Annotated in this window: 12 protein-coding genes and 1 pseudogene; 9 read left to right on the forward strand and 4 right to left on the reverse strand. The window is 55.8% G+C overall.

Features of this window, described 5'->3' with window-relative positions; all coding sequences use genetic code 11:
* Positions 1-240: 240 nt before the first annotated feature.
* From DU506_RS19570 to DU506_RS19580, 3 genes are read left to right on the forward strand one after another with little or no spacing between them, the layout of a single operon-like run.
* Entirely contained in the window at positions 241-1,677 is a 1,437-nt protein-coding gene (locus DU506_RS19570; protein WP_268877349.1) for an ATP-binding protein, read from the forward strand.
* Positions 1,650-2,057 (forward strand): response regulator, encoded by a 408-nt coding sequence (locus DU506_RS19575; protein WP_235825811.1) that lies wholly within the window; start codon positions 1,650-1,652, stop codon positions 2,055-2,057. The genes DU506_RS19570 and DU506_RS19575 overlap by 28 nt, the downstream gene beginning before the upstream one ends.
* Positions 2,054-4,039 carry a response regulator gene (locus tag DU506_RS19580; RefSeq protein WP_181870831.1) on the forward strand — a complete coding sequence of 662 codons (1,986 nt, stop codon included), beginning with the start codon at positions 2,054-2,056 and terminating at the stop codon, positions 4,037-4,039. Before DU506_RS19575 ends, DU506_RS19580 begins: the two co-directional genes overlap by 4 nt.
* Here DU506_RS19580 and DU506_RS21500 read toward each other — a convergent pair.
* Positions 3,963-4,337: a hypothetical protein gene (locus tag DU506_RS21500; protein ID WP_147273786.1), complete on the reverse strand. Its 375-nt coding sequence runs from the start codon at positions 4,335-4,337 to the stop codon at positions 3,963-3,965. The genes DU506_RS19580 and DU506_RS21500 overlap by 77 nt on opposite strands.
* Positions 4,338-4,507: 170 nt before the next feature.
* On the opposite strand from DU506_RS21500, the gene DU506_RS19590 reads away from it, so the two are divergent.
* A complete protein-coding gene (locus DU506_RS19590) occupies positions 4,508-5,248 on the forward strand; it encodes a GGDEF domain-containing protein (protein ID WP_114488549.1) in 741 nt (246 codons plus the stop codon).
* Here DU506_RS19590 and DU506_RS19595 read toward each other — a convergent pair.
* Positions 5,231-6,646, reverse strand: coding sequence for an IS4 family transposase (locus tag DU506_RS19595; protein WP_114488550.1), 1,416 nt, complete (start codon positions 6,644-6,646; stop codon positions 5,231-5,233). The two genes, DU506_RS19590 and DU506_RS19595, sit on opposite strands and share 18 nt — an antisense overlap.
* A gap of 88 nt (positions 6,647-6,734) precedes the next feature.
* Here DU506_RS19595 and DU506_RS19600 point away from each other — a divergent pair, with 88 nt between their 5' ends.
* From DU506_RS19600 to DU506_RS19620, 5 genes and pseudogenes are all read left to right on the forward strand, one after another.
* Positions 6,735-6,947: a diguanylate cyclase domain-containing protein gene (locus DU506_RS19600; RefSeq protein ID WP_235825813.1), complete on the forward strand. Its 213-nt coding sequence runs from the start codon at positions 6,735-6,737 to the stop codon at positions 6,945-6,947.
* Positions 6,944-7,507: a hypothetical protein gene (locus DU506_RS19605; protein ID WP_114488552.1), complete on the forward strand. Its 564-nt coding sequence runs from the start codon at positions 6,944-6,946 to the stop codon at positions 7,505-7,507. The genes DU506_RS19600 and DU506_RS19605 overlap by 4 nt, the downstream gene beginning before the upstream one ends.
* A gap of 163 nt (positions 7,508-7,670) precedes the next feature.
* A pseudogene (locus DU506_RS19610) lies at positions 7,671-8,273 on the forward strand (transposase family protein); the annotation flags it as partial.
* Positions 8,267-8,521, forward strand: a complete 255-nt coding sequence (locus DU506_RS19615; protein WP_114488554.1) for a hypothetical protein — start codon at positions 8,267-8,269, stop codon at positions 8,519-8,521. The pseudogene DU506_RS19610 and the gene DU506_RS19615, both read left to right, overlap by 7 nt.
* Positions 8,521-8,949: a LysR substrate-binding domain-containing protein gene (locus DU506_RS19620; protein ID WP_114488555.1), complete on the forward strand. Its 429-nt coding sequence runs from the start codon at positions 8,521-8,523 to the stop codon at positions 8,947-8,949. Before DU506_RS19615 ends, DU506_RS19620 begins: the two co-directional genes overlap by 1 nt.
* Before the next feature lie 222 nt (positions 8,950-9,171).
* Here the strand turns inward: DU506_RS19620 and DU506_RS19625 are convergent, their stop codons facing one another.
* Positions 9,172-9,627, reverse strand: coding sequence for a PAS domain-containing protein (locus DU506_RS19625; protein WP_114488556.1), 456 nt, complete (start codon positions 9,625-9,627; stop codon positions 9,172-9,174).
* Positions 9,628-9,662: 35 nt separating this feature from the next.
* Positions 9,663-10,124 (reverse strand): SRPBCC family protein, encoded by a 462-nt coding sequence (locus tag DU506_RS19630; RefSeq protein WP_114488557.1) that lies wholly within the window; start codon positions 10,122-10,124, stop codon positions 9,663-9,665.
* Positions 10,125-10,614 lie beyond the last annotated feature (490 nt).

Below are 10,614 nucleotides of genomic sequence, written 5' to 3' on the forward strand. Positions count from 1 at the left end.
CATGGCCTGGAACATCAAGCGGATGCACCGCCTGACCACAGGGTAAGGGGCGCCCCTTACCCTGATAGCACGCGCTGTAGGGGCCAAGAGACGGCACAAGACAAGGCTGTAGAAGGCGAAAGCGCCTTTCCAACCGCAGGATTGCTTACCCTGCGGAAAAACCAACGAAGGGGCGCTGCTTCTGCGATTCGCGCCCCTTAATCCGACAGACTGCTAGAGGCGAACGAGACGCCCCGCGACATCTCGTTTTGCGGTCACGCGATTCTTGCCCGGGAGATCTTCGAAGTCACGGATGCCCGGGAGGACCCACGCTTTCACGACAACCCGCTGGTCACCGGGGCACCCTTCATCCGTTTTTACGCCGGCATGCCCCTGTACACTCCAGACGGCCATGCCTTGGGCACCCTCTGCCTGCTTGACCCTACCCCGCGCAGGCTCGAAGACAGCGAGCAAAAGCTACTTGCCGATGTTGCCGCCTGTGTCGAAGCGGAAATCAACCAGCAGACCCTGGAGCAAGTGCGCGAACGCGCCCAGCAGATGAAAGCCGACTTTGTCTCCATGGTCAGCCACGAACTGCGTACCCCGCTCACCTCCATCTTGGGGGCGCTTAGGCTTCTTGCCAGCGGCATGCTGGGGACACACTCCCCCCAGGCCAACCAGATGCTTGATATCGCGCACAACAACAGCAAGCGTCTGGCGTTCTTGATCAATGACCTACTCGACATGGAAAAGCTCGCCGCCGGCAAGATGCGCTTTGACATGCAGGCAGAATCCCTGGCGCCACTGATTCATCAAGCAGTGGAAGCCATTGTGACTTTAAGCCGTGAGCGTGATGTCACCATCGAGGTCTATGAACCCCTTCCTGAGACGACAATAACGGTGGACCCTCAGCGTCTGGAGCAGGTGCTGGCCAATTTGCTTTCCAATGCGCTGAAGTTCTCTCATACCGGTGGCCAAGTGGAGTTGAGTGCCGAGCGTAAGGGCGGGATAGTTGAAATCAGCGTCCAGGATCATGGTCAGGGCATTCCTGCCAAGTTTCAGGCGCAACTGTTCGAGAAGTTCACCCAGGCAGAAAACATCGACACCCGCACCCAGCAAGGCACCGGCCTAGGGCTTGCTATCAGCCGCGAAATCGTCGAGCGCATGGGCGGCAAAATCGGTTTTCACTCCGTCGAGGGCGAAGGCGCTCGGTTTTACTTCACCTTGCCGGTCACCCCGCTGCCTGATATTGCCTCAGCACATACTCCACCGCCGACGGCCATCGAGCCAATATCGACGGATGCAGACGCCGCGAAAATTGATAATTGGCAGATACTCGTCGTTGAAGATGATCTCGATCTGCCCCGCGTACTCAAGGCCCAAATGGGCGCGAATATCACTCTCGAGCATGCCAAGAGCCTCGCTGAAGCAAGGGCATGGATAGCCCTTGAGCGCTTTAATGTGATCCTGCTTGATATCGGGTTGCCGGATGGCAGCGGCTGGGAACTAATACCCGAGATTCGTGCTTATCAGCCTAAGGCTCGCATTGTCGTTCTCACCGCTCAAGGGGTCTCCGTGACCGTGGAAACCGAGGTAGATGAAGTACTACTCAAGACGTGGGCAAGCCCCGAGGCACTGCTAGCCGCCATTGGCGAGCCGCAAGATGACGAATGCAAAAATCCGAGGGGTACTTCTTGATGCTTGAGCGAATTCTCTGCGTGGAAGACGACCCGGATATTCAGGCCGTGGTCAGACTGGCCCTTGAAACCCTCGGTGGTTTCACGCTGACGCTCTGCAGCTCCGGCACTGAGGCGCTGGAAGCGGTCGAGACCTTTACGCCGGAGATGATCCTGCTCGATGTCATGATGCCCGGCATGGACGGCCCCAATACTCTGGCCGCCCTGCGCCAAAAGCCGGCGCTTGCCCAAGTGCCCGTGGCCTTCATGACCGCCCGGGTGCAACCCGAAGAGGTCTCGCGCTACCTCTCCTTAGGTGCCTGCGGGGTGATCGCCAAGCCCTTTGATCCGATGGCCCTGCCCCATCAGGTGAAATCTCTATGGCACGGGGCGGCTCCATGACCTCGCCGCAAGAAGCCCTTGAGGCCCTTCGCCAACAGTTTTGCGACCAGCTGCCCGAACGCCTGGAGACGCCGCGCCAACATTTGGTTGCGCTCTCGTCAGAGACAGACCCGCTAAAGCACCAGGCTGAGCTTGAGACGTTTCACACGCTGTCGCACCGCCTGACCGGTACCGCTGGCACCTTCGGCATGCCGGCGGTTTCTCAAAGTGCTCGCGCCTTGGAGAAACTCGTCAAGCGCGAGTTGGCGGATGAGACACCGCCCACGCTTTCCCGGCAAGCCGCACTCAAGGATGCCGTTGAGAACATGCTGGCAGTGGCACGCCAAACCCTCTCGCACAACGAACAGCATTTAAGCGCCCCTGCTGCACCCGAGCTCCCCTCTTCCCAGCCGCTGCTATTTTTGCTTGAGGACGATGCGCTCCAGTTAGCTCACCTTAATCAGGCACTGGAAGAACAGGGTTATCGCGTACAGGGTTTCACCCTGGCCGAGGCCTTTCGTCAGGCACTTAGCGAACCCGCCGTTGAGTCGCCAACGGTGGTAATCGTCGATATGGTGCTGGAAAACGGCACCCTGCAGGGAGCCAAGCTGATCCAGGAACTCGGCCTTGGTGGCCACGAGGGCATTCCCGCCGTGGTGATATCGGTACGTGATGATTTGGAGGCTAGGCTGGCCGCTCTGCGGGCCGGGGCATGCCGTTACCTAACCAAGCCGGTGAACGCCACGGGTTTAGCCCAACTGTTGGATGACTTGAGCGGGCGCCACCCCCCGACGCCCTACCGCGTCCTACTGGTGGATGATGATCCCCTGCTGCTGGAAAGCCAGGCGCTGGCCCTCGAAAGTGCCGGTATGGAAGTTTGCTCGCTGGCCAAGCCGCTGGAACTGCTTGAGACCATGGCGCAGTGGTCGCCGGAAGTCGTCGTGCTTGATTTACATATGCCCGAGGTAAGCGGCCCCGAACTTGCCGCGATTCTGCGCGAGCGGGACAACTATCTTGAACTGCCGATTCTGTTTCTCTCCGCAGAAACCGATCTCCAGCAGCAGCTTCATGCGCTGAGCCTGGGAGGCGATGACTTCCCGGTCAAACCGGTGGAGCCCGAGCACTTCGCGAAGGCTGTAGCGATGCGTGCGCGTCGTAGTCGTCAGCACAATGTCATCCGCCGGCGCCTTGAGACCTCGCTCTACGAGCGTCAGCGCGAACACCTGACACTCAATCATCACGCCATCGTCAGTATCGGCGACAGCCGCGGTAACATAATTGAGGTTAACGATCGCTTCTGCGAGATCAGCGGCTATTCCCGCCAGGAGCTGTTGGGAAAGAACCACGGCATCGTGAAATCCGACATTCACTCCCCGGACTTCTATCGTCAGATGTGGCTAACCATCAGCAGCGGCCAGGTATGGAATGGCGAGATTTGTAATCGCCGCCGGGATGGCAGTTATTACTGGGTGGAATCCACCATCACGCCCTTTCTCGATGAGGCGGGCCAACCCTACCAATACGTCTCGATTCGCACCGAAATTACACAGTTAAAGCAGGCCGAGCTGGATCTCAAAGCACGCGAGCGGGAACTCACTGCCACTTTGGATGCCACCCAGGACGGTATCTTGGCGGTGGCACCTGATCGTCGTGTGCGTTTCGCCAACGACCGCTTCTGCGAACTCTGGGGACTGTCAGCGTTACAGGTCCCTCAAGGGGTGGATGAGCGGGACCTTCTCAGGCGGACACAAGACAATGTAAAACGCTCAGATGAAGGCGATCACCTTGAACACATTGATCGGCTTTATAAAAGTCGCGATATCCTCCACGATACCATTGAACTGCTTGATGGTCGTTTTCTTGAGATTTACTCTCAGCCGGTAATCGATGGTGACGCCATTGGCCGTGTGTGGAGCTTTCACGATATTACCGACAGCAAGCGCATCCAGGCTGAAGTTGAACTAGCCCCTCACGGGTCAGCGCCTGCTCGATGCGTTCGCTGAGTGCGTCGACGCCGTAAGGACCCTGGCGCAGCGGCGTCAGCAGCTGAAAGGCCGTATGCGTCTTGAGGATCGCTTTTGCCCAAGCATCCCACTTGTCTTTACCAGCAGTGGTCGCGGGTCGTTGCTCCTGGCGGCGGACCTCCGTCAGGTAATGGCGCAGCCCCCGAGCATTCTCGCTATCCTTGCATTCTTCTATTGCGAGCGATGTGAGCGATGTGAGCGACTTGTAGGGCGCGATGGCCGACAGCTTGATGCGTGCCAAGTCGGTGTACTGCTTGCCGGTGATAATAGCCAGCACTTCGGGTGCATTACCGGCGTTGATCGCCTCTGCCAGCTGACCGATGCCATTGTTTTCCCTGTCTTCGCAGCTCTCACAGGCGGCAGAAGTATTGGAGTAACAGAGTTGTTCACACGGAAGACTAATCTAGATACCGTGTAACATATTACGATAGTTGGGAAGCCCCTTTCATGATCAATATTGAGCACATGACCGCGGTTCTGGAGGCCTTGCCGGACCCGGCATTTATCCTATCTCACAGTGGCAAATACGTGGCTGTGTTCGGTGGCCGTGATACTCGCTATTACCACGACGGTACCGGCCTCGTCGGGCTGTACATCTCAGACCTGATTAGACCACATAAGGCAAGCTGGTTTCTCGAACAGATCGACCGGGCGCTGGCGTCCCGAAAGCTGGTGGTCGAAGAATACGAGTTAAGCAATAAAGATGTGAAAGGTTTGCCCGAAGAGGGGCCCGAGGTGCCGATCTGGTTTGAAGGGCGTATTCAAGCCCTGGATTTCGTGGTGGACGGTGAGGCGGTGGTGCTCTGGGTCGCGAGTAACATTTCAGAGCGACACGATCTGGAAATCAGGCTGCGTGAACTGGGCGACACCGATCAGCTCACATGCCTTTTTAACCGCAGGAAACTGGAGCGTGACCTGACTCTGCACTATGAGTTATTCGAGCGGCATTCGGTGCCGACCTCCATTTTGATGTTCGATCTGGACAACCTCAAAAAGATCAACGATTCCCAGGGCCACCACGTGGGGGATGAGATGATCCTTGCCGTGGCCAATGTTTGTCGGTTAGAGCTTCGGAAAACCGATACGGCCTGTCGCTTTGGAGGGGATGAGTTTGTGGTTGCCCTCCCCAATACTGAACGTGAGCACGCGGTGCAGTTTGCCGACTTTCAATTACCCACAAGTCGATGATGCATCTGGATTTGCAGTTTGGAATCCTGCGACGAGATCTGCTAAGCGGATGAAGCCTCGCCATAGGACGGTTGTTCCTGGTGGAGGATCACTTGAGCGATCCAGGTAGCCACCTAGACGAGCGACAGCGGTCATATAGAAGGCAATATCGCGTCGTGCGTCCTGTCTGTTTAACGGCATAGATCGATCGAGAAGAGCTCTTTCGATATCAGTAAAAACAGCTGCCGGAGAGGCCGTTGAGAATTGGCGCCGAAGTATGGTCAACCATGATATTCGCCAGGACACGACGCAGCAGAGCGCAATGCAGTTGGCGAGTCGACCCGCTGTGGCGAGGCGTATATCCTCAATTCGGCAGCCAGTTTTCAAGGTCTTGAAGAATGTCTCGATGTTCCAGCGCCGTGAATACCAGACAAGCTTTTGCACTGCGTCAGCGTGAGTGGCGACGGAAAGGTTTGTGATCAGTTTCCAGATAATGGGGGAACGCCCTTCAGGTGGGCTAATCTCTTCCGCAAAAATAATCCCAAGCTTTTGTTTTGGATATTTTTTCTGCTTTCCAATAGGTGGACAGACTGTCATCTCTGCATGCTTGACCGACAGTGTAGCCTGTTGTTGATTGCCGCGTTCATCACGAAAATGAATGTCGTGTGTCCCGCTGACCTGGGTCTCTGCCATCATTTGAGAAATGGTCGTTCCTCCATCCTCGGCAAGACGATCAACGCAGCTTCGGACCAGAAAGTGAGTGCCAAGATCCTGAGCCAGGCAAAAGAGTTCAAAGATGTCGCTCTCTCGGTCACCGATATGCACGCACCGTTCAGGTGACCCTGTAAGCTCAGTGGAACGTTGCAAGTTGTCGAGCCAACGCATACTTTCTTTCTGTTCGATTGGTACGCGGGTAGGATTAACCTTGCGCTTGAGAGCATTCGCGCCTTTGAATTTGTCCCGCGACCAGAATTTGGCGGCTGTCAGACCCAATGGCAGCCCTTCCGGTGTGATAGCCAGACTGGCGTGCATCAAAAGCCCGCAGACGGTGTATTTGTGATGCCGTCCCTCTTTCATCTTGCGCCCGGTTGATTCATGGGTGAAACCAATTTTCTCGGGTGACGAGCGCTTGAAGGAAAACTCGGTTGTATCCTGCAGGATCAATATGGGGCCATCGGTGGCTTGGATGCGCAAAGCGGAGGCGGCAAAATGCCCCTCCAATATCTTGTCCTCGCTGACATTCTCATTCGCGAAGAAGCGATAGGCGGCCTTGGTATTCGCCCAACCCTGGAATGCGGTGGGCAATGATTTGTCTGGCCGATCACCGAGCGCTTCGAGCATTACTGCCAACCTTTGATTCAATCGTGCGTCACCCAAGTCGCAGCCAGTCATTTCCTCCTCCACCCAGCGTTGTCCCATATTTACGCCTCTTCTCATGTTGAACTTACTGGACAACGAAACACATCAGGCTTCAGTTGATCAATAGAATCCTTATATAGCTGATGACTTGTGGGTAATTGAAAGGTTTGCCGAGCGGTTACATCAGTGCTTTAGAAAGGAGCTGAGCCGGTTTTCGGTAGGCAATATCGTCGCCACCGCCAGCATTGGCATCGCAACCATGGCGCCAGCAGACCGCTCATACAAAGATACCCTCAGGCGGGCTGATCTTGCCCTGTACGAGGCAAAAGGCCTGGGCAAGGATCGTGTCGTTTCAGCATGAAAAAAGTCGATGCTGGCAGCTCACCACTCAACCCACACGGTCCTCTCCAACGCTTTTGCGATACGCACTATGCAGCGCAACAGCAAGAGCTGGACGACTTACCATTCGACATGGTCAGCATTGATTCACTTCGCGAGGGTCATGCCGCTATTCTTGTCTACGCCAGTGAAGTGGTGGCTGAGTACGAGAACGCTGATCTGCTGACAGCTGTCGCAACACTCGTATTACTCAACAGCACTGGCCCTACGGAGCAAGATGCAATAGTGGAGGCATTTGGCAATGAAGTCGCCGCGCTGGTAGCAGCCGCCACCACTCCCTTCGACTATAACTGCGGAGATGCCATTCTTTGGGAGAGCTCTCTCAAACAACTAGCTGCTGCACCCCCCGACGCACAGCGGGTACGGCTGGCATTGCTGATAGGCCAAGTCGAACACAGCCCAGAAGCGACAGTACACATTCCCTTCTGGCATCGTGAGGCGGAGGCTATGTATCACGGTGATCCGACCCTGCAACGCCGAGTTATCAACCGGCTCGAGTCCGCTTGGGCAAAAGCCCCTTGATGCCACAATGACCGCACATCAGCACAGCCACTCTCACCACAGTAGCGCCGTGGCTGCGGCACGCAAGGCTGCCGGGGGCTTGGAGCCTGCCCGGCTAAGGCCCAAGCAGTGGGATGGGAGGAGCCTCTACGCGCACGAAACCAGCGACGTGCCGGTTAGCCGATTTGCTGACATGGGTCGCCAGCTCAACTATCTCGTCAAATGTAACCCGCATGGCTCGGACACGGCCGATCAGGACACCTGGCGGGCAGTGGCGGCGGACTATTGGGAAGAGCTGCGCCCTGGCAAACGCCCGGCGTTGTGGGCACAGACTGTCTCAATCCGCGACGACAACAAGGTCGTCTACGTCGTCAAGCGCGTGATGCGCCTGGTGGAGCGCACCGCCGATCGCGATGGCCAGCTGCTGCTCGAACCGGCGTATGAGCTGGAAGGCGGGTGGACCAGCCTGGACGAGGCGCCGGAGGCGGTGATCAAGCGCTATCAGGCGCGTGCCACCCACGATCTGATCCTGCATCTCGCCCAGCTGGCCGACAACATCCAGCGATTGATGGGGCAGCTGGGCATGAACGGCGAGCTAAGCCCGGCCCGCCACCCCGCCAAGCGGCGCCGGCTACGGACGGTGTTGTAGGAATTGGTGCATCGTGCAGCTCTCGTGATTCACAAGGCGCGTCAGATCATCCTCGACGTCGAGCAGGATGTTGGGCGCATGACTGTCTTGAACACCCTGCGAAGTCGCTTGCGCTATCCGCGAGGAACGTCATGCTGATCGTCTGTCGGACAACGCCACTAGATAGAAGGCTGAGGATCACCCACAGCCAGCATCACAGCGCTTGGCGGGTGGAAAGGCATGACAAAACAGGCTATCAACGCCGACCAATGCAACAAGCGTCGGCAATGGACGGCATGTATTGGTCGATTGAGACGGCATCGGTGGTCAAAAAATACGTGCTGGCGCCGATAGGGAAAGTGTCGGCGCTGCCATCACGGATTCAGGTGCCAGCCCTCAACGATTGATGACAGCCCAGTCCCTATTTTCAGAGCGGCCAAAGCCTCGCGGTCCTGAGGATCTCATTGAGTTGCCAAGCCTTGATTTTGAGCCGTATGACCATCGCCACTGCTGGGATCTGATAGGTCCGGAAGGAACGAGCATGCAAATTAACCACCACCCTCGGCTGGTCAACGACAGCGCTGAGACACTGCATGCCGCCGCTCTAGAAGGGCTAGGAGTTGTCAAGCTGGGGTTGCTTGTGGGAATGCAGGATATGAAGGCGGGACGTCTGATCGATGTGCTGCCGGGCTGGACAACTCGGGGCGGGGTCTTGCATGCCGTTTTTCCTTCTCGGCGAGGATTATTGCCAGCAGTACGGGCGCTAATAGACTTCCTGAACAAGTATGTCGCTGAAGAGGACTTCGACACCAGAGAAGCGCTAATCAACGAATAAGAGCCATTTATATCGAACAAACTCAGGCTCCATGGATCAATTGCGAGGTCGTTAGTGAGGAAGGACAGTAAATTACTTTTGGACATGTAATCGCGCATCGTCTGCCGATGCGATTCAGTGGCCATGTGAATGACTGCATCGGAAGCGCAGCTTTTTCATGCATTCAAGTTTCACTCGAGTAGGATGGAATACAGTGTGCGGAAGAAAATACTCAAATGACGATCAATCAGTTGAAGGGGTTTTCAAAATATTTTCAAGGCGTTCGATCTCTGCCCGTGCATTAACGAGTTCGCTTACATCGTATTGCACCCCAAGGTAATAGATTAAATGACCCGAGGTGTCATGCAGTGGTTGAATCATCAGCCGGTTGTGAAACAGCGTGCCGTCCTTACGATAGTTTCGCAGCGTCACCTCAACGGAATCGTGCACTTCAAGGGCAGCTCGGATCTTATCTAGCTCGGGCTGATCACGATCCTCACCCTGTAGGAAGCGACAGTTGCGACCCAGAATTTCTTCCTGACTGTAGCCCGTCAACTGCTCGAAAATGGCATTGGCATAAATAATTGGAGAGTCTGGCTGGTCCGGGTCGGAGAGGGTTACTCCATTGACGCAAGTGTCCAGAATTTGTGTCAGCACGTGCGGGATAACGCCAGTATCTTTATCAGGAATAAATAGCATGGTAACTCCAGCCAGGGGGCGCGATATCGATAATATTAGTCCGTCGTCTTCTTTTGACCAAGCTCCCGTTCGGCCAGTATTTTAAGATCACGCACAACACGATCAGTGCCATCCTTGACTGCTACGCGAATGAGTTTTTCGAATGGGCGCATAGCGAAGTTCAGGCGGGCTAGCTCGAAACTGAAGGTGAGCCGCGTATAGTCCTGTTGCGGTTCGAAAATGTAGTTGATGACAAACGGATCCTTGATGCCTTTGAAACACACTTGGCGATCAGGTTCTAGCTCAATGACCCTGAAATCGGCCTCGGAACGTCGCCCTTGGTCTATTCTCACCTGCCGTGCCATCCATCCGACGGACAGTGGTCCGCTGCTCAGGGGCGTCAGCTCTTGGACCTCGGGAGACCACCGCGGATAGTTGCGGACAAAATCGGTCACCACGAAGCCAAAGACATCAGGCACCGGACAGCGAATCAAGGTACTGGATTGGGACTTAACCATCGTTCGAGCACTTCCCATGAAGACGGTTTACGGGAATTCGCAACGCTACGCTCATCTGCACAATTAGAATCGTTGGTTGGTTCCGTCGCGGGCACTAAGTATCAAACATAGCAGAAATCTCAGCATGCCCTCAACCTGCCTCATTCATGAGGCAGGGCTATCGCAGATGGATTAGACATATTGCCTCGTGATCAATCACCCTGAGGGCATCATCAATTGCTTCATCAGAGAGATATCATGCCTATCGAGACATCATGCTTTGATCCCGGGTTATTCACGACGCAGGCCTGAAAACGAAGATAGCGAATGGTAACCTCTACAAAAATCAGTACGTTCCGGCAAGAACCTGATGCAAGAGGGCCATTCGCTATGGGTGAAAGATTACCGTCCTGGTCACCGACCTGCAACGGCTCTGTTCATGTTCAACTAAGCGGCGATGCCACCACCAGCGATGCGGGTGGATTGGCACTTCGCGAAGCACTCGATACGA

The organism is Vreelandella rituensis (genome assembly GCF_003336665.1).
In the GTDB taxonomy this organism is placed as follows: domain Bacteria; phylum Pseudomonadota; class Gammaproteobacteria; order Pseudomonadales; family Halomonadaceae; genus Vreelandella; species Vreelandella rituensis.

What these genes read in the sequence shown, in the direction of transcription:
- DU506_RS19605 (WP_114488552.1), top strand. Translation starts at nt 6,944, where the DNA reads ATGAAAAAAGTCGATGCTGGCAGCTCACCACTCAACCCACACGGTCCT.
- DU506_RS19580 (WP_181870831.1), top strand. Translation starts at nt 2,054, where the DNA reads ATGACCTCGCCGCAAGAAGCCCTTGAGGCCCTTCGCCAACAGTTTTGC.
- DU506_RS19590 (WP_114488549.1), top strand. Translation starts at nt 4,508, where the DNA reads ATGATCAATATTGAGCACATGACCGCGGTTCTGGAGGCCTTGCCGGAC.
- DU506_RS19625 (WP_114488556.1), bottom strand. Translation starts at nt 9,627, where the DNA reads ATGCTATTTATTCCTGATAAAGATACTGGCGTTATCCCGCACGTGCTG.
- DU506_RS19615 (WP_114488554.1), top strand. Translation starts at nt 8,267, where the DNA reads ATGCTGATCGTCTGTCGGACAACGCCACTAGATAGAAGGCTGAGGATC.
- DU506_RS19575 (WP_235825811.1), top strand. Translation starts at nt 1,650, where the DNA reads ATGCAAAAATCCGAGGGGTACTTCTTGATGCTTGAGCGAATTCTCTGC.
- DU506_RS19595 (WP_114488550.1), bottom strand. Translation starts at nt 6,646, where the DNA reads ATGGGACAACGCTGGGTGGAGGAGGAAATGACTGGCTGCGACTTGGGT.
- DU506_RS19620 (WP_114488555.1), top strand. Translation starts at nt 8,521, where the DNA reads ATGACAGCCCAGTCCCTATTTTCAGAGCGGCCAAAGCCTCGCGGTCCT.
- DU506_RS19630 (WP_114488557.1), bottom strand. Translation starts at nt 10,124, where the DNA reads ATGGTTAAGTCCCAATCCAGTACCTTGATTCGCTGTCCGGTGCCTGAT.